Below are 24,987 nucleotides of genomic sequence, written 5' to 3' on the forward strand. Positions count from 1 at the left end.
GGCGTCACCATGCAGCAGCAGGTCAATTGCAGGTAGTTAGCGTAATGGCAGTCAATTCTGGCGGCGCGGCGGGAGATGCGACGAGTGTTGCAACTTTCGCGCTGCTCGACGACGGCGACTCGACGGCGGTTAGCCGTTCGAGCCGCCTTTATACGGGGTTCGTGCGCGAGCTTGCATGCGAGCGTGCGGCGGACCTCGACGCGGTGTGCGCGCAAGCGAATGCCGAACTGGGCAAGGGACTTCACGCCCTCGTGATCGGCGACTACGAGTTCGGGCGCACGCTCGAATTCGCAAAGCGCGACACGAGCGCATCCCTCGAAACGCAGCACGGCCACGCCGCGCTGCGTTTTTTATTGTTCGAACGCTGCGAAAGGCTCTCGCGCGAGCAAACCGATGCGTGGCTCGCGGCGCAGGAGGGCGGTGAAGCGCCCGGGCCAGCCGGCGTGGCGGGCGTGACGATCGGTGTCGATCGCGAGCGCTTCGAGCAGGATATCGCCGCCGTGCAGGACGCCTTGCGCGCGGGCGACTCGTATCAGATCAACTACACCTACCGGCTCGGCTTCGAGGCATACGGTTCGCCGCTCGCGCTCTACAGGCGCCTGCGCGAGCGTCAGCGCGTGCGTTACGGTGCGCTGATCGCGTTGCCGGGCGACCGCTGGGTGCTCTCGTGCTCGCCGGAGCTGTTCGTGGAGAAGCACGGCAAAACGTTGCGCGCGAAACCGATGAAGGGCACGGCCGCGCGCAGCACCGATGCGGAGCAGGACGCCGCCGCCGCGCGTTTTCTCGCCAACGATCCGAAGAACCGCGCCGAAAACGTGATGATCGTCGACTTGCTGCGCAACGACCTCTCGCGCGTCGCGCAGACCGGCTCGGTGCGCGTCCCGGCGCTCTTCAGCGTGGAGCCCTACGCTTCCGTCTGGCAGATGACCTCGACCGTGGAAGCGACGCTGCGCGAGGGCACGACATTCGCCGCCGCCATGCGCGCGCTCTTTCCGTGCGGCTCGATCACGGGCGCGCCCAAGCACCGCACGATGGAGCTGATCGAAGCACTCGAACATGCGCCGCGCGGGCTTTACACCGGCACGATAGGGTGGCTCGAAGCGCCCTCGGCAGGCGAGGCATGCGGCGACTTTTGTCTCTCGGTCGTGATCCGCACGTTGACGCTCGATGCGCCCTCGAGGGGCACGGGCGCCACGCGGCGCGGCGAAATGGGCGTGGGCGCGGGCATCGTGCTCGACAGCGTGGCCGCCGACGAATACGAGGAGTGCCGCTTGAAAGCCCGCTTCCTGACCGACGCCGACCCGGGCATTGAATGCTTCGAAACGATGTACGCGACGCGCGCCGACGGCGTGCGTCACGTGGAGCGTCACCTCGCGCGGCTCGCGGCGAGTGCGGCGTGGCTCGGTTTCCCGTGCAACGTTCAAGCGTTGCGAACGCGCATCGACGAAACCTGCGCCACGTTTGCAGACGAGAACGCGCCGCACCGGGTGCGCCTTGCGCTCGGCAAGAGCGGAGCGGCCACGCTCACCAGCGCGCCGCTTGCTGCGCTCGCGCACGACACCGTGGGCGTGCTGCTCGCACCGGATCACGGCTTTGCGCCGGTCGAATCCGCCGACGCGCTGTTGTTGCGCAAGACCACGCGCCGCGCCGAATTCGATCGCGCCTGGCGCGAGGCCGAAGCCCAGGGCGGCTTCGACATGCTGTTCTTCAACGAGCGCGGCGAGCTGACCGAAGGCGGCCGCTCGAACGTGTTCGTGAAGCTCGACGGCAAGTGGTTCACGCCACCGCTCGCCTCGGGCGTGCTGCCGGGCGTGATGCGCGGCGTGCTGCTCGACGACGAAGCGTTCGGCGCACAGGAGCGTGTGCTCACGCGCGACGACGTGCTTGACGCCGAAGCCCTGATGCTCACGAACGCGCTGCGCGGTGCAGTGCCGGCGCGCTTGATTCGATGAGATCACGGCCGTAGCGCACCACAAAAACAAAGCGCGCCCCAGACGGAGCGCGCTTTTTTCATTCTGCGAAGCAAAGCCGCCGGATCAGAACACGTGCTCGGGCCCCGGGAACGTGCCTTCCTTCACGGCCCGCACATACGCGCGCACGGCCGATTCGATATCGGGCTGGCCCGTCATGAAGTCCTTCACGAAGCGCGGCCGCTTGCCGGGGAAAATGCCGAGCATGTCGTGCAGCACGAGCACCTGGCCCGAGCAGTCCACGCCCGCGCCAATGCCGATGGTCGGAATGCGCAACTGCTTCGTCACTTCCGCGCCGAGCGCCGCGGGCACGGCCTCGATCACCACGAGCTGCGCGCCTGCCTCCTGCAGCGCCAAGCCGTCGCGAATCATCTGCGTGGCGGCCGCATCGCTCTTGCCCTGCACCTTGAAGCCGCCGAAAGCGTGCACCGACTGCGGCGTGAGGCCGATGTGCGCGCACACGGGCACGGCGCGTTCCACCAGCATCTTCACCGTGGGCGCGAGCCATTCGCCGCCCTCGATCTTCACCATCTGCGCACCGGCGCGCATGAGCTTCACCGAGTTCGCAAACGCGTCTTCGGGCGTGCCGAAGCTGCCGAACGGCAGGTCGGCGATGATCAGCGCCCTGGTTTGCGCACGCGCCACGCAGGCCGTGTGATAGGCGATGTCGTCGATGGTGACGGGCAGCGTCGTGGTGTGCCCCTGGAGCACGTTGCCGAGCGAGTCGCCGATCAGCACCGTATCGACGCCCGCGCGGTCGCACAGCGCCGAGAAGCTCGCGTCATAGCACGTCAGCATGGCGATGCGCTCGCCTGCATCGCGCATGGCCTGGAGTTTGGGCACGGTGACCGCGCTGCGGCTCGTTTCCTGCAGGTAAGTCATGGGGAAATCCGTTGGGAAAGGGAAAACGGGGAGGGGCTGCGCCGCTCGATCGCGCCGATGAGGCGGTTATAGCGACGTGCCCTTGACGAAGGATTCCTTGCGGCCGCGCATCGTCTCGATACGTTCGGCGACGAGCGCGAGGTCCGCATCGGAACCTGGCAGATCCAGATGCTCCGCGCCGACGGTGAGCACCGGCGCATGATCGTAATGATAGAAAAAATCGTTGTAGCTGTCGCAGAGCGCACGCAGGAATGCGCTCGAAATAGCCAGCTCGCGCGCCAACGCCCGCTTCTGGATGCGCGCGTACAGCGCCTCCGGGCTCGCCTGCAGATAGACGACGAGGTCGGGGGCGGGCGCGGATGACGTGAGGCGCGAGGCGAGCGCGCGGTACAGCGGCAGTTCGTCTTCGGCGAGTGTGAGGCGCGCGAACAGATCGTTGCGTTCGGCAAGGAAATTCGTCACGAGCGGCACGCCCGCTTCGCGGCGCGCGGCCACGTCGCGCGAAAGCTGCTCGCGCTGCAAGGCGATATGCAACTGCGCGGCGAGCGCATGCGACGAGGGCGCGCTGTCGCGATACACGCGCTCGAGAAACGGATTGTCGGCGTTCGATTCGAACAGCGTCTGCATCGACCAGCGTTCGGCCAGACGCGTCGCGAGCGTGGTCTTGCCCGCGCCGATCGGCCCTTCGATCACGATGTACTGGAGCGCGGCTGGCCGCGTGGCGCGCGCGCTGACGACGGGCAGGGGTGTCGTGCTCATCGGCAGTTGCCGGAGGGCGGCGTGTCCGGCGCGGGGGGCGTGCCCATGCACTGGCACAACGGCTTGACCTTCTCGATGCGCTGGTCGGCCACGGCGGCGAGGAAGGCGCTGGCGGGCCCATGGCCCGGAATCACGAGTTCGGGATCGATCTCGACGAGCGGCACGAGCGCGAACGCGCGGCCCGTCATGCGCGGATGCGGCACGACGAGGTCGGTTTCGTCGATGGTGGCGTCGCCGTAAAGCAGGATGTCGATGTCGAGCGTGCGCGGCGCGTTGCGAAAGGGACGCTCCCGGCCGAAGTGATGCTCCACGCGCTGGCACAGGGCGAGCAGCGCGTGAACGTCGAGACTCGTCTCGATCTTCACGACGCAGTTGTAATAGTCGTCGCCGCCCGCGTCGATGGGCGCGGTGCGGTACAGACTCGATTTGGCGACGACGGTGAGGGTGTGCTGTTGTGCGAGGCACACCACCGCGTCTTTGAGAGTCTGGCGCGCATCCCCCAGATTCGCGCCAATTCCCAGCCAGGCAACCGTCATGGCTTCACTTCCTGCGACTTGTGTTGCGGTTCGACGCCTGTGCGCCGCGGCAAGCCGCGACGCCGCACGGCGTCAGTCCTCGTGCGGACCGGCGTGGCCGTCATAGTCCGCACTGCTGGCTTCATGCACGTCACCGGCTGCGCCGGCTTCCGATACAGCACCTTCGCCCGTTCTGCGGCTCTTCGCGCCGCCGCGGCGGCGGCGTTTGCGCGGCGAGCGCTCCTTGCCGCCCTGCGCGAGAAGCGTCTCGCGCGCGGCGTTGTCGCCGGAAATGAAGTCCGTCCACCATTGGCCGACTTCGGCGTCCAGCTCGCCCGATTCGCAGCGCAGCAGGAGGAAATCATACCCCGCTCTAAATCTTTGGTGTTCCAGCAGCTTGATCGCGCCGCGGCCACGTTTTTCGAGGCGCAGCTGCAGGCCCCAGATCTCGCGCATATCCGACGAAAAACGACGGTGAATCGCCAGTTTTTCCGTTTGCGCGTCGATCACGTCGTCCATCGCGCGATGCAGCGCCGGCACGGGCAATTCGCCTTCGGCCGTGTATTGCTGCCAGCGTTGCTGCACGTCGTGCCACAGCAGCGTGGCGAACAGGAAGCCCGGCGACACGGGTTTGCCTGCGCGCACGCGCGCGTCGGTGTTCGACAGCGCGAGCGTGATGAAGCGCTCGCCTTGCGGCTGTTCGAGCACCACGTCGAGCAGCGGCAGCAGGCCGTGATGCAGTCCTTCCTTGCGCAACCACTTGAGGCACTCGAGCGCGTGGCCCGAGAGCAGCAGCTTGAGCATTTCGTCGAACAGACGCGCGGCCGGTACGTTGTTGATGAGGTCCGCGAGCTTCACGATGGGGTCGCGCGTGTGCGCCTCGATCTCGAAGCCAAGCTTCGCCGCGAAACGCACCACGCGCAGCATGCGCACCGGGTCTTCGCGATAACGCGTAGCCGGGTCGCCGATCATGCGCAGCAGGCGCGCGCGCATGTCGGCCATGCCGTTGTGGTAATCCAGCACGGTTTGCGTGGCCGGATCGTAGTACATCGCGTTGATCGTGAAGTCGCGGCGCGTGGCGTCTTCGTGCTGCTCGCCCCAGACGTTGTCGCGCAGCACGCGGCCGCTCGCATCCACGTGGTGCGTCTTGCGGTCGAGTTCGTCGCGGCGCATGCGCTTTGCAGGCGCCGGAGCGGGTGCTTCGGCGTCGGCAGGCGGCGCATCCACGAGCGCGCGGAACGTCGAGACCTCGATGATTTCCTGGCCGAACTGCACGTGCACGATCTGGAAGCGCCGGCCGATGATGCGCGCGCGTCGGAACAGCTTCTGCACCTGGTCGGGCGTGGCGTCGGTGGCGACGTCGAAGTCCTTGGGCGCGACGCCGAGCAGCAGGTCGCGCACCGCGCCGCCCACGATGAACGCGCGGAAGCCCGCCTGCTGCAGGCCTTCGGTCACGCGCACGGCGTTGCGCGAGATCAGCGCGGGATTGATGCCGTGGACGTCGGCGGACAGGATGACAGGCGTAGCCGGGTCGGGCGCGCCTTTGCCGCCGCGCGGCTTCGAGGTCTTCTGCGCGCTGGCCGGCTTGCGGCGCGCGCGGGTGCTGCCGGCAACGGCGGCCGCGCCTTCCTGCGAGGCCGTGTCCGGATCGGCGGCGGGGGCTTCGGTGTCTTGCGCCGCTTCGGCGTCGTCCTGGCCGAACAGCTTGCGGATGAGTTTCTTGATCACTGGGCTTGGAACAAATCGAGAATGCGCCAGCCCGCTTGTTGCGCGTGAGCGCGCAGGGTGTCGTCGGGGTTGGTGGCGATCGGGTCGGTGACTTTTTCGAGCAGCGGAATGTCGTTGTGCGAGTCGCTGTAGAAGTAGCTGTGCTCGAAGTCCGAAAGGCGCTTGCCGAGCGAGGCGAGCCATTGCTCGACGCGCACGATCTTGCCTTCGCGGTAGCTCGGTGTGCCCGTCGGGCGGCCGGTGAAGGCCGATGCCGGATGGCCGTCCACGGTTTCGACCTCGCACGCGATCAGCTTGTCCACGCCGAACGCCTCGGCGATGGGCGCCGTGATGAATTCGTTGGTCGCCGTGACCACGCAGCAGAGGTCGCCCGCTTCCTTGTGCTTTTTCACGAGCTCGACCGCGCTCGGCAGGATGGTCGGCTTGATCACCTCATGCATGTACTGGTCGTGCCACTCCTTCAACTGTGCGCGCGAATATTTCGCGAGCGGCGTGAGCATGGCGACGAGGTACGCATGGATGTCGAGCTTGCCGGCCTTGTAGTCGGCGTAGAAGCGGTCGTTTTGCTCCGCGAAGTGCTCGCCGTCGACAATGCCGAGCTTCACCATGAAGCGGCCCCATTCGTGGTCGCTGTCGGTGGGGATTAGGGTGTGATCGAGATCAAAAAGTGCAAGGTTAGCCATGGGCGCTCATTTTACTTGAAGCGGGAGACGCCGTTGCCGCCGCCGGCGGGCGGCGTCGGCGCGGCGGGGTCCGCGGGGGATTCGGGGCCTGCAGGCACGTCGCTCTGGGCGGGCGCCTTGTTCTCTTGCGATGGCGACGTATCCGACGCATCGGGCGTTGACGGTGGCTGTTCGGGCGTCTCGCCTGTCTGCGGCTCGGGTGCGGCGGTGCCGGCCGCCGGATCGAGATCGCCGCGCAGCTCGCCGCTCATCTCGTTGCTGACGTCGGCTTCGACTTCGCCCTTGAGTTCGGTGCCCAGCTCCTTGTGGACGACGTGACGATATTTGGCCCCCAATTCGCCTTCGACGTTGTCGGTCGGCTTGTCGAAGGGCACGCTCGCCGGCGGGCGCGCCTGCAAGGCCGGTGCCTTCGGCGCCTCGTAGGGCTGGGCGTCGTCGGGCCCGGCGGCGGGGGCTTCCGGCTCGCTGGAGAAGAGCGTCGGCGGTGCGGGCGGCTCGTCGCCTTCAGCGGATGGCGTTTGGGTCGCCGCGTTGCCGCTGGCCTCATCTTCGTGCGCGCCGCTCGTGTCGTCCGATTCTGCCGGCTCATCGGCGGCGAGTTCCTCATCCGTCGGCAATGCGCTCGCGACGCTCACCAGATCGCCGACGCCATTCGCGAGCATCGCGCGCAACAGCGGCAGCGTCACCGCGCGCTTCTGTTCGAGCGAGAAGCGGTCGAGCGCGTCGAGCAGGCCCATCAGGCTCGGCATGTCGCGCCGGAAATGCGTGAGCAGGTAGGCGGGCACGTCGTCGGCGAGCGCAATGCCGCGCTCGCGCGCCGCGAGCTTGAGGATGGCCGCCTTGCCTTCGTCGGAGAGCGGCGCGAGGTGGAACACGAGGCCCCAGCCGAGGCGCGTGCGCAGGTCCTCGCGCACGGCGAGCCCCATGGGCGGCGCGTTGCCCGTCGCGACGAGCGCGCAGGCGGGGTACGAGCGCACCTCGTTGAACAGGTTGAAGAGCGCAATCTGCTGGGCGCCCGAGAGCGAATCGCAGTCGTCCACCGCGTAGATCGTCACGCGCGGATCGAACGTGAACGCCGCCAGCGCGCTTTGCGGCCCCAGATAGCGTACGTGGCCCGCCGGCGCTTCGTCGGCGAGTGCGTGCAGCAGGTGGCTGCGCCCGTTGCCGGGCTCGCCCCAGACATAGAACGTGCGATCGGCGATCGGGCCCGCCATGAGCGCCGCGTCCAGACCGCGCAGGCGCGCGACCAGCTCGGCGTTGGCGCCGATATGGAAGTTGTCGAAGGTCGATGGCGGCGGGGTGCCGAGATCGAGCGTTAACTGTCGCTGCACGGTGTGTCTGGACGGAATCGGTTCTAGTAAAGCGTGCTCTCGTGAGAACCGCGGAGATCACTGGGCCGCGGCCGCCGCAGCACGTTGCCGAGGGCGAGCGCGATCCCGGTCCAGATAACGGCCCGACGCTGGTACGGTGCGAAATACGGTGTGTTGTGCGGCAAAACTCGGTTTCCGGTTGTGGGGCACAGGCGAGGCGCGTTCCAAATCTCGCTCCACCCGCGGCGGCGGGGCGCCGTCAATCGGTTAAAATCGCATTTTACCGACCTTCTGGCGCTTCCCCATGAATCAACCGAAATCCGGCCCCGCTAATCAGGCACAGTCGCAGGGCCAAGGCCTCTCCTACGCCGACGCTGGCGTCGACATGGTCGCGGGCGACGCGCTCGTCGATCGCATCAAGCCGTTTGCGAAGAAGACCCTGCGCGAAGGCGTGATGGGCGGCATCGGCGGTTTCGGCGCGCTCTTCGAAGTGCCGAAGAAGTACAAGGAGCCCGTGCTCGTCTCGGGCACCGACGGCGTGGGCACCAAGCTGCGCCTCGCGTTTCATCTGAACAAACACGACACGGTCGGCCAGGATCTCGTCGCGATGAGCGTGAACGACATCCTCGTGCAGGGCGCCGAGCCGCTGTTCTTCCTCGACTACTTCGCCTGCGGCAAGCTCGACGTCGATACGGCGGCCACGGTCGTGAAGGGCATCGCGCAAGGCTGCGAGCTGTCGGGCTGCGCGCTGATCGGCGGTGAAACGGCCGAAATGCCGGGCATGTACCCCGACGGCGAATACGATCTCGCCGGCTTCGCGGTGGGCGCGGTCGAAAAGAGCAAGATCATCGACGGCAGCACGATCGCCCCGGGCGACGTGGTGCTCGGTCTCGCCTCGAGCGGCATCCACTCGAACGGCTTCTCGCTCGTGCGCAAGATCATCGAGCGCGCGCAGCCGGACCTCGCCGCCGACTTCGACGGCCGTTCGCTCGCCGACGCGCTGATGGCGCCCACGCGCATCTACGTGAAGCCGCTGCTCAAGCTGATGGAAACCATCACGGTGAAGGGCATGGCGCACATCACCGGCGGCGGTCTCGTCGAGAACATTCCGCGCGTGCTGCGCGAAGGCCTCACGGCCGAACTGAACCACGCGGCATGGCCGCTGCCGCCGCTCTTCACGTGGCTGCAAAAGCACGGCGGCGTGGCCGATGCGGAAATGCACCGCGTGTTCAACTGCGGCATCGGCATGGCCGTGGTCGTGGCGGCGGATCAAGCCGACGCCGCTGCCTCGCTGCTGGCCGCCGCGGGCGAGCAGGTGTGGAAGATCGGCGTGGTGCGCGCAAGCAAGGAAGGCGAAGCGCAGACCGTGGTGGTCTAAGCCTCACGCGTTCTCGCGCAAAAAAATGCCCGCCATCGATTGGCGGGCATTTTTGCTTATGGGCGCCGCGACTGGCGTTACAGCACCGTGCGCACGTGCCACAGCTCGGGAAACAGCACGACATCGAGCATCTTGCGCAGATACGGCGCGCCGCTTGTGCCGCCCGTGCCCTGCTTGAAGCCGATGATGCGCTCGACCGTCGTCACGTGCCGGAAACGCCACTGACGGAACGCATCTTCGAGATCGACGAGCTCTTCGGCCATCTCGTACAAATCCCAGTACTCCGAAGGATTGCGGTACACCTCCAGCCAGGCCGCCTCGACCGTGGCGTCGTGTTCGGTCGGCAGGGTCCAGTCGCGGTTCAGGCGCTCGGGTGCGATCGCAAAGCCGCGCCGCGCGAGCAGGCGAATGACTTCGTCGTAGAACGAGGGCGCTTCGAGCGTCGCTTTCACCTGCTCGAAAATCTCGCCGCGATGCTCGTGCGGCTTGAGCATCTGCACGTTCTTGTTGCCGAGCAGGAACTCGATCTGCCGGTATTGATACGACTGGAAACCCGACGAGGCGCCCAGGTATGGGCGCATCGCCGTGTATTCGGAGGGCGTGAGCGTCGAGAGGACGCTCCACGCCTGCACGAGCTGCTCCATGATGCGCGAGACGCGCGCGAGCTGCTTGAACGCGGGCGGCAGCGCGTCGCGGTGCACGTTGGCGAGCGCCGCGCGCAATTCGAAGAGCGCGAGCTTCATCCACAGCTCGCTCGTTTGATGCTGCACGATGAACAGCATCTCGTTGTGGTCGGGCGAGAGCGGATGCTGCGCATTGAGCACGGCGTCGAGCGCGAGGTAGTCGCCGTAGCTCATCGACTTCGAGAAGTCGAGCTGCGCGTCGTGCCAGCCTTCGCCTTGTGCCTCAGGCGCTTGGGGAGCGGGGGCGGGCGCGGCGGCGCCGTGTCCGAACGGGCAGCCGCCACGCGCGGCGCTGCTCGTCTCACTCGTGGTTTCACCCGCGTCGGGCATACCCGGGATTTGCATGTGATCGTTCATCTGCCGCTCCTCAGGTCACCGCGCCGCGCTCGGCGAATTCGGGCTTGCGCCAGGACTCGGTGGCGAGCACGTCGCGCAGCGTCTCCACGGCGTCCCACACGTCGACGTAGCGCAGATACAGCGGCGTGAAGCCGAAGCGCAGCACGCGTGGTTCGCGATAATCGCCGATCACGCCGCGCGCGATCAACGCCTGCATCACCTCATAGCCGTGCGGATGCTCGAAGCTCACGTGCGAGCCGCGCTCCGCGTGAGCGCGCGGCGTGACGAGCGTGAGGCCGTATTCCTTGCAGCGCGTCTCGACCAGCTCGATGAAGAGATCGGTGAGCGCGAGCGACTTGCGGCGGATCGCCTGCATGTCGGTTTGCAGGAACACGTCGAGACCGCATTCGACGAGCGCCATCGACACGATCGGCTGCGTGCCGCACAGATAGCGGCCGATGCCGTTGTCCGGACGATAGACAGGGTTCATCTCGAACGGCGACTTGTGACCCCACCAGCCCGAGAGCGGCTGCGAGAACGCGTCCTGATGGCGCTTGGGCACCCACACGAAACCGGGCGAACCGGGGCCGCCATTCAGGTACTTGTACGTGCAGCCCACGGCGTAGTCGGCGTTCGCGCCGTTCAGGTCGACCGGTACGGCGCCCGCCGAATGCGCGAGATCCCACAGCGCGAGCGCGCCCTGCGCGTGAATATGCTCGGTGAGCGCGCGCATGTCGTGCATCTCGCCCGTGCGGTAGTTCACGTGCGTGATCATCGCGACGGCCACGTCTTCGCGGATCGCGGCGTGCAGCTCGGCAGGATCGTCGACGAGGCGCAGCTCGTAGCCGCGATCGAGCTGCTCGATGAGGCCTTGCGCGATGTACAGGTCGCTCGGAAAATTCGAGCGCTCCGAGACGATCACGCGGCGCTTCGGATCGCGCGCGTTCTGCACGCGCAGTGCGGCGGAGAGCGCCTTGAAGAGATTGATCGAGATGGTGTCGGTGACGACGACTTCGTCGTCGGCCGCGCCGATCAGCTTCGCGAGCTTGTTGCCCAGCCGCTTGGGCATGGCAAACCAGCCCGCCGTGTTCCAGCTGCGGATCAGGCCTTCGCCCCATTCGCCGCCGATCACGGCCTGCGCGCGCGCAGCCGAGGCCGAGGGCGGCACGCCGAGCGAGTTGCCGTCGAGATAGATGGTGCCGGCCGCGAGCGTGAATTGCTCGCGCAGGGCGGCGAGCGGATCGGCGCGATCGGCTGCCAGGGCTTCGTTGCGGTCGTTCATGTCTACGTATCGTGGTTTGGCTAATTTGAGGGGATTCAGTTGGCGGCGGCAGGCGGCAACTCGCGCAGCACGGCGCGCACGGGGCTCGCATCGAGCGTCGCGAACTTCAGCGGCAGGGCGATGAGTTCGTAGTCGCCGGGCGCGACGTCGTCGAGCACGATGCCTTCGAGGATCGCCATGCCATGGGCGCGGATGCGGTGATGCGCGTCCATCGTCTTCGATTCCTGCGGGTCGAGCGAGGGCGTGTCGATGCCGATCAGACGCACGCCGTGCGCGGCGAGCAGGTCGATCGTTGCCGGCGCGACGGCGCAGAACTTGCTGTCCCAGCGGTCCTGCGGCGCGTGCGCGTAGGTGCGCAGCAACACGCGCGGCGGGATGCCGGGCAACGCGCCTTCCACGTGTTCGGGCAGCACGAGCGGCGCGGCGCCCACGCAATGAATCACGCGGCACGCGCCGATATACGCGTCGAGCGGCACCTCGCCGATTGGCGCGCCTGCGGCGTCGTAGTGCAGCGGGGCGTCGGTGTGCGCGCCGGTGTGCGGCGACAGCGTCACGCGCGCGACGTTGACCGGCGAGCCCGCCTCCATGCGCCACACGCGCTCGACGCCAACGGGCGTATCGCCGGGCCAGACGGGCGTTGCGGGGTGAATCGGCGGGGAAATGTCTTTGATCTTGGTCATGTCAGAGGCGTCTTGCGTCTGCGTTGTCTCCTGTCGGCCGCACTTGGCGCTTTAGCGCTTAGTGCGGCCCCATACAAGGCTGATGCTTCGAATGATAGGCAACCCTGCGCGAAATGTGCTTGCGAAAAAAACGCCGCAAACTTCGGTTGTTGGCACATAATTTGTCTTAAGACGGGAATGGAGACCAAATATGAACGCAATCTCGCTTGATGCTACCGATTGCCGTATTCTCGCCGTGCTGCAGAACGAGGGGCGGATCAGCAATCTCGATCTGGCGGAGCGTATTTCGCTTTCGCCATCGGCGTGCCTGCGCCGTTTGCGGCTGCTCGAGGAGCAGGGGGTGGTCGAGCGCTACCGCGCGAGCTTGAACCGGGAGATTCTCGGCTTCGAGATGGAGGCGTTCGTGCAGGTGTCGATGCGCAACGACCAGGAGAGCTGGCACGAGCGCTTCGTCACGGCGCTGCGCGACTGGCCGGAGGTGGTGGGGGCGTACGTGGTGACGGGCGAGACGCACTACCTGCTGCGCGTGCTCGCGCACAACCTCAAGCACTACTCGGACTTCGTGCTCAACAAGCTGTACAAGGCGCCGGGCGTGATGGACATCCGCTCGAACATCGTGCTCACGACGCTCAAGGTGGAAGTGGGCGTGCCGGTGGACCTGATCGCGCAGCGCGAGCCGAAGAGCGCGCCGGCATAAACGAGGACGACGGGGCGAGCGCCCCCCGCCGTGTCAGAGCGACTGGAGCTGGTGGAACGCGCCGCCGTGGAAGACGAGCGGCGAAGCGTCGGTGCCGTCCTCGCGCACGCCGCAGCGTTCCACTTCCCCGACGAAAATCACGTGGTCGCCTTCGTCGTAGCGGCTGCGGTTGTGGCACTCGAACCACGCGATCGCGCCGTCCAGCACGGGCATGCCGGTGTCGCCGGCCGCGTGCGAGACGCCCTCGAAACGGTCGCCCTTCACGGTCGCAAAGCGCTTGCACAGGTCGAGCTGCGACGCGGCGAGCACATTGATCACATAATGGCTGTTCGAGCGGAACACGGGCATGGACGCCGAGCGTGTGGCGAGGCTCCACAGCACGAGCGGCGGATTGAGCGAGACCGAGTTGAACGAGCTGGCCGTGATGCCGATGAGCGCGCCGTCGGGCGCGCGCGTCGTGATCACGGTCACGCCGGTGGCGAACTGGCCAAGCGCGCGGCGGAATGCGCCGTCGTCGAAGTTGGGCGGGGTGGCGCGGCGGGTCATCGGTGTTGGCCTTCACGGGCCGCGCGCGCGGCGGCGGGAGCGGAAATCGGGATCAACGTCATGTGGAAAATCGGCGAATTGTCACAATTTTAGCGGAAGCGGCGGATGGCGGGTCGCGCAGGGCACCGCGCAGTGGTGTCCGCAGTGAGGTCCGCGATGGCGTCCGCAGTCTCGATCAAAGGAGCAAACAGCATGAGTCAGACAGTCGAAACGGCCACCCTGGGCGGCGGATGCTTCTGGTGCCTGGAGGCGGTGTACCTGCGCGTGGAGGGTGTGAACGCGGTGGAGTCGGGCTACGCGGGCGGCCACGTGGCGAACCCGAGCTACGAGCAGGTCTGCGACGGCGATACCGGCCACGCCGAGGTCGTGAAGGTGGAGTTCGATCCCGCGAAGATCACGTATCGCGAGATTCTCGACATCTTCTTCGCGATTCACGATCCCACGCAGCTGAACCGTCAGGGGAACGACGTGGGCACGCAGTACCGCTCGGCGATCCTCACGCACTCCGAGGCGCAGCGCGAGACGGCCGAGCAGGCGATTCGCGAGCTGGCCGCAGAAGGCGTGTACGACGGCAAGATCGTCACCCAGGTGCTGCCGCTCGACGGCAACTACTTCCCCGCCGAGGCGTATCACCAGAACTACTTCGCGCAGCACCCGAACCAGGGCTATTGCTCGTTCGTGGTGGCGCCGAAGGTCGCGAAGTTCCGCCAGAAGTTCGCGCACCGGCTCAAGGCCGAATAAGCGCCAGGAGGCGCGCGGGCGGTTTCGATGTCGGGTTTCGGTACCCGGTTTCGATGCCGCTTCGCGCCTCAGTCTTCCTTTTCCTCTTCTGCTTGCGCGCCGGGCGGCGTTTCGCCCGGCGTCGCGTCGCACGCGGCGTCCAGCGCCATTTCCCCGCGCAAGCGCTCCATCTCGTCCTCAATTGCCCGCGCGAGCTTCGCGCAGGTGAGCGGCGCCGATCCCTCCGCCTTGTTGTTGGTCGTGATCAGCACAGGCTGGCCCGCCATCGCGTAGCGCGCGGCCAGTTCCGCGAGCGTGACGCGCGTATGCGGGTCTTCGTCCACCAGCTTGTCGAACGGCTCGTAGCGCGCCTTCGCCTGCTCGTACTTGAAGCCGCTATGCAGGCTCCAGCGCACGATCAGCGGGCCGGCCGGCGCTTCGCCGTCCATCAGCGCGAGCGCGGCGGCCTGGCGCAGCGGGTCCGGCATGCGCGCGTGCAGGCCGACGCAGTAGCGCACGCCCGCGGCGCGCAGCGTGCGTACGAAGCGCGGCGTGAGCAGGATCGCGTCGCGGATCTCGACGGCGTAGCAGGGGCCGTCGCCGGTTGCGGCGGGCTCGGTCGATTGGGGCAGTGGCGGCAGCGCGGCGAGGAAGGCGGTCAGCCGCTCGACGAACGCCGCCGGGTCGGCCAATAACTGATCGGGCAGCGGCGGAAACTGGAACACGAGCGCACCGGCCTTGCTGCCGAGGCCCGCGAGGCACGGCTCGACGAATTCGCGGACGGCCAGCTCCGCGTTGAGAAAGCATGGGTTCGCGGAAACGGGCTCGCCACGCTCGCCGCGCACACTGGCGTCGGTGACGAGCGCCGGCGCCTTCACGATGAAGCGGAAGTGGTCCGGCACCTGCTGCGCGTAGCGCAGGTAATCGGTGACGGTGAGCGGCGCGTAGAACGAGCGGTCGATGCTCACCGAGCGCAGCAGCGGATGCGCGCCGTAGGCGAAGAGGCCGTCGCGGGCGAGCTTCGATTGGCTGTAGTCCTCGCCGTAGACGATGCCGCGCCAGCCCGGAAACGACCACGACGAGGTGCCAAGGCGCACGCCCGCGGGCAGCGCCGCGGCGACGTCGAGTGTGTCTTGCGTGGCTACGGCGGGCAGCACGCCGCGGCCGCGGCGCTTCGGGGCGCCGGGGTTGGGCGCGGGTTTTGGCAGTTTTGCGCGCGGCTCGCCGTCTTCGCGCGCTTCGATTTCCGTGTCGTCGTCGCGCCTGGCGCGGACAGGGCGCTGGGTGGCGGGCTTCGTCGCAGGTGCGCTCGCCGGCGCCGCGAAGCCGAACAAATCAGGCTGCGGTTCGGCGCGGGCTTCAGTTTTCGGTGCGTTGCGGCGCGCAGCCGGTCGGGTGGCCTGGTGCGCGGCGGGGTGGGCCGCGTCCGGGCCGGAGTCGTTGGCCGACCCGCGGGTGCTGTCGCCAAACAGGTCGTGGCCGTCGTCGCGTTCGTTCATGCAGTGGCGTTGCGCAGTGGCGTCGTGATGGCGGTCGTGGGGCGAAGCCGCCTGAGTCGAGCGCAACTGCGGGAACAGTTGATTCGCCGGCGGCGCGGTGAACCGCGCCGCCGTCTGCGTCAGAGCGGCTTCTCGTACATATACCGGCGCGACCACGGCAGCGTGCTCGCGCTGCGGCCGGCCTTGCGGCAGACGATCTGGAAGATCGACACGTCATCGTGCTCGAACGCGTACGCGCAACCCGCCAGATAAACGCGCCAGATGCGGAACTTCTCGTCGTCGACGAGCCGTTTCGCTTCCTCGGCACGCGCCTCGAAATTCTCCGCCCACAAATCGAGCGTGTGCGCATAGTGACGGCGCAGGCTTTCCACGTCAACCGCTTCGAGGCCGCCGTGCTGCGCCGCCTGGAGCGCGAGGCCGATGTGCGGCAGCTCGCCGTCGGGGAACACGTAGCGGTCGATGAACTCGCCGCCGCCCAGCGCCGTTTCGCCCGATTCGGCGTCCGACGAGGTGATGCCGTGATTCATGGCGACGCCGTCGTCGGCGAGGAGGTCGTGCACCTTGCGGAAATAACCGGGCAGATTCTTGCGCCCGACGTGCTCGAACATCCCCACGCTCGTGATGCGGTCGAACTGGCCTTGTATGTCGCGATAGTCCTGCAGGCGGATCTCGATGCGGTCTTCGAGGCCCGCCGCCTTCACGCGTGCAGTGGCGAGATCGAACTGGTTCTGCGAGAGCGTCACGCCCACGCAGCGCGCGCCGAACTTCTGCGCCGCGCGCAGCACGAGCGCGCCCCAGCCGCAGCCGATGTCGAGCAGCGTGTGACCTTCCTTCACCTGGATCTTCGTGAGGATGTGGTCGATTTTCTTGAGCTGGGCGGTGGCGAGGTCTTCGTCGCCGTTTTCGAAGTACGCGCACGAATAGACCATGTTCTCGTCGAGCCAGAGCTGGTAGAACTCGTTCGAGACGTCGTAGTGGTACTGGATGGCCTGCCTGTCCGTGGACTTCGAATGCGTGAAATAGCGGCGCACGCGCGCGAGCTTGCTGGCGCTCGTGACGGTGTTGCGCGCGAGCGAATAGCTGATGTTGATGATGTCGGCGAGTTTGCCTTCGATGTCGATCTTGCCCTTCACGTAGGCCTCGCCGAGATTGTCGAGGCTCGGCGTGAGCAGGAGCGGCAGCGCCGACGCGCTGTTGACCTTGAGCGTGACCCGAGGCGCGGCGAAGTGGCCGAAGTCGTATTGCTGCCCGCTCCAGAGCACGAGGCGGGCGGGCAAGTCGGCTTTGCTGCGCACTTCTTCTGCCCACTGTGCGAGTTTTTTCTCCCAGAACATGCGTTTCTCTCCATGTCAGATGAACGATTGAAGCCCAATGACAAAAGCGAATTGCGATGCAGGTTTTTTGGCAACAGCGCTACGGCAACGGCGAGGTACTCAACGACAGACAACGAAAGCGGTGAGACGAAAACCCGGTGGGCGCGGCGCAAGTGCGCGTAACGTGCGTTACGCCGCGCGCATGCGCTCAGGGCGCGAGACGCTCGATGCGCCAGGCCGCATTCGCGCTGTCACGCGTGTAGCGGATGCGGTCGTGCAGCCGCGACGGGCGACCTTGCCAGAACTCGATGGCCTCCGGCACGAGGCGGTAACCGCCCCAGTGTGGCGGGCGCGGCGGTGTTTCGCCATACTGCGCGGCGATTTCGCGCTCGCGGGCTTCGAGCGTCTCGCGGTTCGCGATCACCGTGCTTTGCTCCGAGGCCCACGCGCCAATGCGCGAGCCGAGCGGGCGCGAGTCGAAGTAGGCGTCGCTTTCCTCCGCGCTCGTGAGTTCGACCTTGCCCTCGATGCGGACCTGACGCTCCAGCTCGATCCAGTGAAAGAGCAGCGCCGCATGCGGATTCGCGCTCAGCTCGCGGCCCTTGCGGCTCTCGTAGTTCGTGAAGAACACGAAGCCGCGCTCGTCCACGCCCTTGATGAGCAGGATGCGCGCGGCAGGGCGGCCTTGTGAGTCGACCGTGGCGACCGTCATGGCGTTGGGCTCGGGCAGCTTCGCGTCGAGCGCCTGGGCGAACCAGGTCTGGAACTGGCGGATCGGATCGGGATCGACGTCGGCGGCGTCGAGCGAGCCGAGCGAGTAGGTCTTGCGGAGATCGGCGAGGGAGGTCATCTTTTAGGCAGACGCTTCAATGCGGACAAGTATATCGAAGAGGCAGGAAACAGGGGCGCCCGGCCAGGGGCACCCGGCCTCGTTCGGCGGGATCAGGCAAAATACGGGTCTTGCCAGGACCGCGACAGCAGCGTGCGACCGGTCCGCTTACGATTGCTACCGTCATGTCCAGTACCCCGATTTCCCCTGCCGCCGGCTCCGTCGATCTTACCCCGAGCCCTGCCGACGATGTTGCCGACCGCGCCCGCCGATTCGGCGGAATCGCGCGGCTTTATGGCGCACCCGCGCTCGACGCGTTCGAGCGCGCCCACGTTGCCGTGATCGGCATTGGCGGCGTGGGCTCGTGGGCCGCCGAGGCGCTCGCGCGCAGCGCGATCGGCAAGCTCACCCTGATCGACCTCGACAACGTGGCCGAGAGCAACACCAACCGCCAGATCCACGCGCTCGATGGCAACTACGGCAAGCCCAAGGTTGAGGCCATGGCCGAGCGCATCAAACTCATCGACCCGGCCTGCGACGTGCGCCTCGTCGAGGATTTCGTCGAGCCGTCGAACTTCGATGCGTTGCTGGGCGGCGGCTTCGACTACGTGATCGACGCCATCGACAGCGTGCGCACCAAGACCGCGTTGATCGCTTGGTGCGTGGAGCATCGCGTGCCGCTCATCACGGTGGGTGGCGCGGGCGGGCAGCTCGACCCCACGCGGATTCGCATCGACGACCTCGCGCTCACGATCCAGGACCCGCTGCTCTCCAAGGTGCGCGGCCAGTTGCGCAAGCGGCACGGTTTTCCGCGCGGGCCGAAGGCGAAGTTCAAGGTAAGCGCGGTGTATTCGGACGAGCCGCTGATCTATCCCGAGGCGGCCGTGTGCGATATCGACGCCGAGGCCGAGCACGTCACCACGTCGCCGGGGCACCACGGTCCGGTGGGGCTGAACTGCGCGGGCTTTGGTTCGAGCGTGTGCGTGACGGCGAGCTTTGGTTTCGCGGCGGCTTCGTACGTGTTGCGCGCGTTGGCGCATCAAGCCAGCGCGCGTTGAAGGCGAGCGCCAGGAACGCAAGAAAGCGTGCCTGATAGGCACGCTTTCGTATCGACGTGGAAAGCGAACGAACCGCGCGCGTCGGTCGCCTTATTCGACCGCTTCCGCTTCGTGCAGGCGCGGCAGCAGGCGATCGAACTCGCGGCGCACGAGACCGTAGCACTCGCATGCGCGCGCTTCGAGGCGCTTGCGGTCGAGTACGCGGATCTTGCCGCGGCTGTGATGGATCAGACCTTCGTCATGCAGCTTGCCGGCTGCTTCCGTGACGCCTTCGCGGCGCACGCCGAGCATGTCGGCGATCAGTTGCTGCGTCACGCTCAGATCGTTGGAGTCGACGCGATCCACTTCGATCAGCAGCCACCGGCACAGCTGCTTGCTCAGCGAGTGGTGGCGGTTGCAGGCGGCCGTCTGCGCGATCTGCGTGAGCAGTGCGTGCATGTAAAGCAGCGTAACGCGACGCAGGAGGTCCGAGCGCGCAAACTGCTGCTTGAGCGCCTGTGCGCTGATGCGGTACGCGAAGCCCGAACTTTGCACCTGCACGCGGTTCGGCATCGTTTCGCCACCGGTCAGCACCGGCACGCCGGTCATGCCTTCCCGGCCCACGGCGGCAATTTCGACGGAACTGCCGTCTTCCATTGTCGTGAGCATCGAGATGACGGCGGTCGTCGGAAAGTACACGTGATGAATACGCTGGCCGCAATCGCAGAGCAGCTGTTCAGTGCGCAGTTGAACAAGTTCAAGATGCGGCGCCAATGCCTGCCACTCGTTTGACGGAAGCGCGCCCAGCAGATGATTGCCGTGCAGATCGGATTGAAGGGTCAACATGATCGGTCCTCGCGTAAAGCGGCGTATGCCGCCTCCTGTTTTTTCTGCTTCCGGCTGCCGAATTCTTTGTTATCGCCGTTACCCGTTCGGCTATACGTTCGTTGCGCCGGCCCCATAAGTCCCACTAGCGTTTTGCGATCTCGTTTGTCGGCATCTACGCCTGTGTGGCGAACTCTACTTAGCAGGGGTTGTGCCAGCAGCCGCGAAAGTGAGGACGCTTGCGGCCTGGCGCGGCGCCAGCTATTTCCGGGGCGACGCAAAGTCGCATTATTGTTTCAGTTTTGTACAGCGCCAGCGCGGCGCCGTTTGCGAAGTCGCTAGAGTTTGATGGCGCCAACGCCTTGATTTATATAGCTACTTTCGCTGCGCACGCGAATGCGCGGAAATGAGTCCTCGCTGAAACATCGTCGGGCCATCGCCCTGGATGCGTTGCGCGCCTGCCTCTGGAGCGAGGCGGTTTTGAATCACTTCTGTTGGGGGGCTGCCGACACTGTCGCAAAAACGTTCGGATGTGAAACATCACCTTGCGCGGCCAACTTCGCGCTTCGTGCGCTGCCGCACATAACGATGACCGCGCGATGACGAGGCCTGCGCCGCAAGGACAAATTTCCTGGCGCGCCGTGCGTTCAATGTGGCTGCGCGTACAGATTCGCGCGATACGTATTGTTCAAATGTCACCCGTACGCCCAATCAATAACGAGACTCGGTGCATGACTTCGGGGGGAGTGACGCGAATGAACAACGATGTGACATCTGCCGGCCTGATAGCCGCGATCAGCGAAGGTGACGCCGAACTCGTCGTTCAGCCCGTTGTGCTGGCGGGCGGTTCCGGCACGCGGCTATGGCCGCTTTCGCGCGAACACTGTCCCAAGCAGCTGATCGATCTGCTCGATGGCGAGTCGCTGCTCGAGGCGACTGTACGGCGCCTCGACGGCGTGTTTCAGCACGCCGGCGCCTCGTTGCCAGAAGCGCACCGAGCGGTTCGCAAGGCCGCGCCATTCGTCGTGAGCAGCGAGGACTTGCGCCATCTGACCGCCGACCGTCTTGGCCGCAGCGGCATGGCCGCTCGCTTCGTGCTTGAACCGCTCGCGCGCAACACGGCGCCCGCGCTGACGGCGGTGGCGCTTGCCGCCCGCGGCGATGGCGATCCGGTGCTCGTTGCCATGCCCGCGGACCATCTGATCGCCGACGGCGCCGCGTTTGCTGCCGCGCTCGAAGAAGCCGTGGCGCACGCGGCGCGCGGCGCCATCGTCACACTTGGCGTGCCGCCGCAGCGTGCCGAAACGGGCTACGGCTACATCGGCGCGGGTTTGCCGCTTGGCAGCAGCGGCGCGCGCAGCATCGAGCATTTTGTGGAGAAGCCCGATGCCGAGCGCGCTGCAAGCTATGTTGCTTCGGGGAACTATCTTTGGAACAGCGGGATTTTCGTTGTGCGCGCATCGGTCTGGCTCTCGGCGATCGCGCACAGCCGGCCGCTCATCGCGGCGCATTGCGCGGCGGCCTTCGAAAATGCCGCCGTCGACGCTGACGGCACCGTCCACTTGAACCGCGACGCGCTCGCCGCCTGTCCGTCCGATTCGATCGACTACGCGGTGATGGAGTCGGTCGGCGTGAATGCGCTGCTCGCGGGCGTGGTCGTGCCGCTTCGTTCGGGCTGGTCGGACGTCGGGGCGTGGGATGCCCTGTGGCAGGTCTCGGCGAAGGACGAGAATGGCAACGTTGCGCGCGGGCGCGTGCTGTTCGAGGATGCGACGGATACCTTCGTGCATTCGGACGGCCGGCTCGTTGCCTGCGTGGGCGTGCGGGGCATGGTGGTGGTCGAGACAGCCGACGCCGTGCTCGTCGTCGCGAAGGAGCGCGTTCAGGACGTCAAGGCGGTGGTCACGAGGCTCAAGGCGCAGCACAGTGAGGTGGCGCGCCAGCACCGGCGCGTGGAGCGCCCGTGGGGCTGGTACGACTCGGTCGATCAGGGCGAGCGCTTTCAGGTCAAGCGCATCGTCGTAAAGCCGGGTGGCCGGCTTTCGTTGCAGATGCATCACCATCGCGCGGAGCACTGGACCGTGGTGCGCGGCACGGCGCGCGTCACGCGTGGCGACGAGGTGCTTCTGCTTTCCGAAAACGAATCGACCTATATCCCGCTCGGCATGACGCACCGGCTCGAAAATCCGGGCAAGACGGCGCTCGAGATCATCGAGGTGCAGTCGGGCTGCTATCTCGGCGAAGACGACATCGTGCGCTTCGACGACCAGTACGGTCGGGTTCAGCAGGCGTAGCTGAATGAACGCAAGGCGAGGACGCACGCGGCGTCCTCGGCCGTTCGATATCAGTTCAGCGTTGCACTGAGCTTGCGCCGCCACTCGCTCACGAGCTGCGGCTGATGCGCCGCGAGATCGAACACGGAAAGCATGGTCTTGCGGCCCACATCGTCGCGGAAGGCGCGGTCGCGTTTCACGATCTCCAGCAGATGCTCGAGCGCGCCCGCGTACTTGCGCCGCGCGATCAGCGCGTTCGCCAGATCGAAGCGTGCTTCGAGGTCGCCGGGGTTGGCGGCGACCTGGGCTTCGAGCGCGTCGGTGGGCGGCAGGTCGGCGGCGGCGTCGAGCGCGTCGAGGCGGGTCTTGAGCGCGTTGAAGCGCGCATCGATGCCCTGGGTGGTCTTGGGCGAGAGCAGCTCGACTTCCTTTTGCGCGTCGTCGGCGCGGTTGTCGGCGAGCAGCATCTCGATCAGGTCCATGCGCACTTCGTCGTTGCCCGGATCGAACGCGAGCGCGGCCTGCAGCGCCTCATACGCTTCGTCGCGGCGGCCCTCGGCCAGCGCTTCCTGCGCAGCCTGGCGCGCGGCGTCGGCGCCGTCGGGGATCAGGCCGTCGAGGAACTGGCGCAGCTGGCCTTCGGGCAGCACGCCCACGAACTGATCGACCGCCTGGCGGTCCGCGAACGCCACGACGTGCGGAATGCTGCGCACGCCGAAGTGCGCGGCGAGCTCCTGGTTCTCGTCGACGTTCACCTTCACGAGCTTCCATTTGCCCGCATAGTCGGCCTCGAGCTTTTCGAGCATCGGGCCGAGGCTCTTGCAAGGGCCGCACCAGGGCGCCCAGAAGTCGACCAGCACCGGCGCGAGCGCCGACGCTTCGATCACGTCTTTTTCGAAAGTGGCGAGAGTGGTGTCCATTGCGTCCTCGTTGAGATAACCGTTATGTCGCTAGTTGGGGACGAAACGCCCAGGTTTCAATCATCCTCCGAAAGCGGCGAGCCGGTGGTGAGCCGTTAGTGAGCCTTTAGCGCGGCTTCTTTTCCGGCAGCGGAATCCATTCCGTTTCGCCGGGAACATGCCCCATTTCCTGGCGCGTCCAGGCCTCCTTCGCGGCTTCGATCTTCTCGCGCGAGCTGGCCACGAAGTTCCATTCGATGAAGCGCTCGCCTTCGAGCTTTTCCCCGCCGAGCAGCATCACGCGTGCCCCAGTCGTGCTCGAGAGCGTGGCGGTTTCGCCCGGCACGAGCACGGCCATCGTGTACTGCTCGAGCGGCGTGCCGTCGATCGCGAGATCGCCTTCCACGAGATAGACGCCGCGCTCTTCGTGTTCCGCGTCGAGCGCGAACGCGCTGCCCGGCGCAAAATCTGCGGCGACGTAGAGCGTGGCGGAAAAGGTCTCGACCGGCGAGGTGGCGCCGAACGCCGTGCCCGCGATCACGCGCATCGTGACGCCGTTGCGCTCGATTTCGGGCAGCGTGGCGGCGGCGTGATGGAAGAACGACGGCTCCGCATCCTCGTGATCGAGCGGCAGCGCCACCCAGGTCTGGATGCCGTGCATGGTGAGGCCGGTGGCGCGGTCCTCGTCGGGCGTGCGCTCGGAGTGGACGATGCCGCGCCCGGCCGTCATCCAGTTCACGTCGCCGGGCACGATCTTCTGGCTGGAACCGATGCTGTCACGATGCATCAGCGCGCCGTCGAAGAGATAGGTGACCGTCGCGAGCCCGATATGCGGGTGCGGACGCACGTCCACGCCCGAGCCCGGCGCGAGCGTGGCGGGGCCCATGTGGTCGAAGAAGATGAACGGGCCGACGAGGCGGGCGGCGAGCGCGGGCAGCACGCGCCGCACATAGAGATTGCCGATGTCGCGTTGATGAGGCTTGAGAACCGCTTTGATCGATGAGGACATGATGCTTCCTGGATGAGTCGTACGGCGCGGGTTATCGTCGAAACCGGCGCGCGGGCACGCCGTGCGCGAGGCTGGCGCTCATTCTAACGCCGGCTTTCACGGCGTGCGGCCAAGGCAACGGCGGGCGTTGGCGGCACGGCGCGCCGCGGCGCGAGGCGGTAAGATCGCCGCTTCGAAGAACAGGTATGACGCAAAAAGGGGAGAAAGGGGATGTCGCCGAAGGACTTGTTGCTCGCGCTGGTGGTGGTGCTCGCGTGGGGCGTGAATTTCGTCGTGATCAAGGTGGGGCTGCATGGCGTGCCGCCGCTCCTGCTCGGCGCGCTGCGCTTCATGCTGGCGGCCTTTCCCGCGGTGCTGTTCGTGAAGCGCCCGCAATTGCCGCTGCGCTGGCTGCTGGCCTACGGCGCGACCATCTCGCTCGGCCAGTTCGCGTTCCTCTTCACGGCCATGTACGTGGGCATGCCCGCGGGCCTCGCTTCGGTCGTGCTGCAGGCGCAGGCGTTCTTCACGCTCGGTTTTGCGGCGGTGTTTCTGCGTGAGCGCTTTCACGCGCAGAACGTCATCGGCCTGCTGATCGCCGCGGGCGGTCTCGCGCTGATCGGCGTGCAGTCGATCAGCGGTGCTGCGGGTAACAATCCGCAAGGCATGACCATCGCCGGTTTCGTGCTCACGCTGTGTGCGGCCTGCATGTGGGCGCTCGGCAATATCGTCACGAAGAAGGTAGGCAAGGTGGATCTCGTCGGCCTCGTGGTGTGGGCGAGCCTCGTGCCGCCGCTGCCGTTTCTCGCGCTCTCGTACTGGATGGAAGGCCCGCAGCGCATCGTGGCCGCGCTCTCGGGCATCGGCATGACTTCCGTGGGCGCGATCGTCTATCTCGCGTTCGTGGCGACGCTCATCGGCTATAGCCTCTGGAGCCGCCTGCTCTCGAAGTATCCCGCCAGCCAGGTGGCACCGTTCTCGCTGCTCGTGCCGATCGTCGGACTCGCCTCGGCGTCGCTGCTGCTCGGCGAGCAGTTGACCGCGGCCGAGATCGGCGGCGCCGTGCTCGTGATGGGCGGTCTTGCCGTCAACGTGTTCGGCGGCTGGGTCAAGCAGCGGCTTGGTGCGGCGCGCTCATAACGATCCCTCTCCAAA

Annotated in this window: 22 protein-coding genes and 1 pseudogene; 7 read left to right on the forward strand and 16 right to left on the reverse strand. The window is 66.6% G+C overall.

The annotated features are described in order from the left end of the window. Positions 1-44 precede the first annotated feature (44 nt). Complete coding sequence (gene pabB / locus AB4Y35_RS10455) at positions 45-1,952, forward strand: aminodeoxychorismate synthase component I (RefSeq protein ID WP_368704322.1); 1,908 nt, start codon at positions 45-47, stop codon at positions 1,950-1,952. Positions 1,953-2,036: 84 nt separating this feature from the next. Here the strand turns inward: pabB and panB are convergent, their stop codons facing one another. From panB to hda, 6 genes and pseudogenes are all read right to left on the reverse strand, one after another. Further along, a complete protein-coding gene (gene panB, locus AB4Y35_RS10460) occupies positions 2,037-2,852 on the reverse strand; it encodes a 3-methyl-2-oxobutanoate hydroxymethyltransferase (RefSeq protein ID WP_368704323.1) in 816 nt (271 codons plus the stop codon). 66 nt (positions 2,853-2,918) lie between these two features. Continuing rightward, the gene (locus tag AB4Y35_RS10465; protein WP_368704324.1) at positions 2,919-3,611 is read right to left on the reverse strand and encodes a deoxynucleoside kinase; all 693 of its coding nucleotides are present in this window, start codon (positions 3,609-3,611) and stop codon (positions 2,919-2,921) included. Next, complete coding sequence (gene folK, locus AB4Y35_RS10470) at positions 3,608-4,147, reverse strand: 2-amino-4-hydroxy-6-hydroxymethyldihydropteridine diphosphokinase (protein ID WP_368704325.1); 540 nt, start codon at positions 4,145-4,147, stop codon at positions 3,608-3,610. The genes AB4Y35_RS10465 and folK overlap by 4 nt, the downstream gene beginning before the upstream one ends. A gap of 72 nt (positions 4,148-4,219) precedes the next feature. Further along, entirely contained in the window at positions 4,220-5,854 is a 1,635-nt protein-coding gene (pcnB, locus tag AB4Y35_RS10475; protein WP_368704326.1) for a polynucleotide adenylyltransferase PcnB, read from the reverse strand. Next, a complete protein-coding gene (locus AB4Y35_RS10480) occupies positions 5,851-6,537 on the reverse strand; it encodes an HAD family hydrolase (protein WP_368704327.1) in 687 nt (228 codons plus the stop codon). Before AB4Y35_RS10480 ends, pcnB begins: the two co-directional genes overlap by 4 nt. 653 nt (positions 6,538-7,190) lie before the next feature. Further along, a pseudogene (gene hda, locus AB4Y35_RS10485) lies at positions 7,191-7,868 on the reverse strand (DnaA regulatory inactivator Hda); the annotation flags it as partial. Positions 7,869-8,151: 283 nt separating this feature from the next. Between hda and purM the strand changes: the two are divergent. Beyond that, the gene (purM, locus tag AB4Y35_RS10490) at positions 8,152-9,225 is read left to right on the forward strand and encodes a phosphoribosylformylglycinamidine cyclo-ligase (RefSeq protein ID WP_368704328.1); all 1,074 of its coding nucleotides are present in this window, start codon (positions 8,152-8,154) and stop codon (positions 9,223-9,225) included. Between the two features lie 77 nt (positions 9,226-9,302). Here purM and kynA read toward each other — a convergent pair whose 3' ends face one another. The 3 genes from kynA to kynB are packed head-to-tail and all read right to left on the reverse strand — an operon-like array spanning position 9,303 to position 12,206. After that, entirely contained in the window at positions 9,303-10,265 is a 963-nt protein-coding gene (gene kynA, locus AB4Y35_RS10495) for a tryptophan 2,3-dioxygenase (protein WP_368704329.1), read from the reverse strand. Between the two features lie 10 nt (positions 10,266-10,275). Next, positions 10,276-11,526 carry a kynureninase gene (gene kynU / locus AB4Y35_RS10500; protein WP_368704330.1) on the reverse strand — a complete coding sequence of 417 codons (1,251 nt, stop codon included), beginning with the start codon at positions 11,524-11,526 and terminating at the stop codon, positions 10,276-10,278. Positions 11,527-11,561: 35 nt separating this feature from the next. Further along, the gene (kynB, locus tag AB4Y35_RS10505) at positions 11,562-12,206 is read right to left on the reverse strand and encodes an arylformamidase (RefSeq protein WP_368704331.1); all 645 of its coding nucleotides are present in this window, start codon (positions 12,204-12,206) and stop codon (positions 11,562-11,564) included. Positions 12,207-12,396: 190 nt separating this feature from the next. Here kynB and AB4Y35_RS10510 point away from each other — a divergent pair, with 190 nt between their 5' ends. Further along, entirely contained in the window at positions 12,397-12,903 is a 507-nt protein-coding gene (locus AB4Y35_RS10510; RefSeq protein ID WP_028202039.1) for an Lrp/AsnC family transcriptional regulator, read from the forward strand. A 33-nt stretch (positions 12,904-12,936) separates the two neighbouring features. Here the strand turns inward: AB4Y35_RS10510 and AB4Y35_RS10515 are convergent, their stop codons facing one another. After that, positions 12,937-13,449 (reverse strand): flavin reductase family protein, encoded by a 513-nt coding sequence (locus AB4Y35_RS10515; protein WP_368704332.1) that lies wholly within the window; start codon positions 13,447-13,449, stop codon positions 12,937-12,939. A gap of 192 nt (positions 13,450-13,641) precedes the next feature. Between AB4Y35_RS10515 and msrA the strand changes: the two genes are divergently transcribed. After that, a complete protein-coding gene (gene msrA, locus AB4Y35_RS10520; protein ID WP_368704333.1) occupies positions 13,642-14,190 on the forward strand; it encodes a peptide-methionine (S)-S-oxide reductase MsrA in 549 nt (182 codons plus the stop codon). 68 nt (positions 14,191-14,258) lie between these two features. On the opposite strand, the gene AB4Y35_RS10525 is transcribed toward msrA, so the two are convergent. From AB4Y35_RS10525 to pdxH, 3 genes are all read right to left on the reverse strand, one after another. Beyond that, the gene (locus AB4Y35_RS10525) at positions 14,259-15,668 is read right to left on the reverse strand and encodes a DUF72 domain-containing protein (RefSeq protein WP_368704334.1); all 1,410 of its coding nucleotides are present in this window, start codon (positions 15,666-15,668) and stop codon (positions 14,259-14,261) included. A gap of 119 nt (positions 15,669-15,787) precedes the next feature. After that, entirely contained in the window at positions 15,788-17,002 is a 1,215-nt protein-coding gene (locus AB4Y35_RS10530; RefSeq protein ID WP_368704335.1) for a class I SAM-dependent methyltransferase, read from the reverse strand. A gap of 187 nt (positions 17,003-17,189) precedes the next feature. Next, a complete protein-coding gene (pdxH, locus tag AB4Y35_RS10535) occupies positions 17,190-17,831 on the reverse strand; it encodes a pyridoxamine 5'-phosphate oxidase (protein ID WP_368704336.1) in 642 nt (213 codons plus the stop codon). 164 nt (positions 17,832-17,995) lie between these two features. Between pdxH and tcdA the strand changes: the two genes are divergently transcribed. Then, positions 17,996-18,868: a tRNA cyclic N6-threonylcarbamoyladenosine(37) synthase TcdA gene (gene tcdA, locus AB4Y35_RS10540; RefSeq protein WP_368704337.1), complete on the forward strand. Its 873-nt coding sequence runs from the start codon at positions 17,996-17,998 to the stop codon at positions 18,866-18,868. A 90-nt stretch (positions 18,869-18,958) separates the two neighbouring features. Here the strand turns inward: tcdA and AB4Y35_RS10545 are convergent, their stop codons facing one another. Continuing rightward, a complete protein-coding gene (locus AB4Y35_RS10545; RefSeq protein ID WP_324156713.1) occupies positions 18,959-19,693 on the reverse strand; it encodes a Crp/Fnr family transcriptional regulator in 735 nt (244 codons plus the stop codon). Between the two features lie 734 nt (positions 19,694-20,427). Between AB4Y35_RS10545 and AB4Y35_RS10550 the strand changes: the two genes are divergently transcribed. Then, complete coding sequence (locus AB4Y35_RS10550) at positions 20,428-21,966, forward strand: mannose-1-phosphate guanylyltransferase/mannose-6-phosphate isomerase (protein WP_368704338.1); 1,539 nt, start codon at positions 20,428-20,430, stop codon at positions 21,964-21,966. 50 nt (positions 21,967-22,016) lie between these two features. Here AB4Y35_RS10550 and trxA read toward each other — a convergent pair whose 3' ends face one another. Further along, positions 22,017-22,865 (reverse strand): thioredoxin, encoded by an 849-nt coding sequence (gene trxA / locus AB4Y35_RS10555; RefSeq protein WP_368690260.1) that lies wholly within the window; start codon positions 22,863-22,865, stop codon positions 22,017-22,019. Between the two features lie 106 nt (positions 22,866-22,971). Next, complete coding sequence (locus tag AB4Y35_RS10560; protein WP_368704339.1) at positions 22,972-23,853, reverse strand: pirin family protein; 882 nt, start codon at positions 23,851-23,853, stop codon at positions 22,972-22,974. Between the two features lie 210 nt (positions 23,854-24,063). Between AB4Y35_RS10560 and AB4Y35_RS10565 the strand changes: the two genes are divergently transcribed. After that, a complete protein-coding gene (locus AB4Y35_RS10565; RefSeq protein ID WP_368704340.1) occupies positions 24,064-24,972 on the forward strand; it encodes an EamA family transporter in 909 nt (302 codons plus the stop codon). Positions 24,973-24,987: the final 15 nt, after the last annotated feature.

This window comes from Paraburkholderia sp. EG286A, from assembly GCF_040965375.1.
GTDB lineage: Bacteria > Pseudomonadota > Gammaproteobacteria > Burkholderiales > Burkholderiaceae > Paraburkholderia.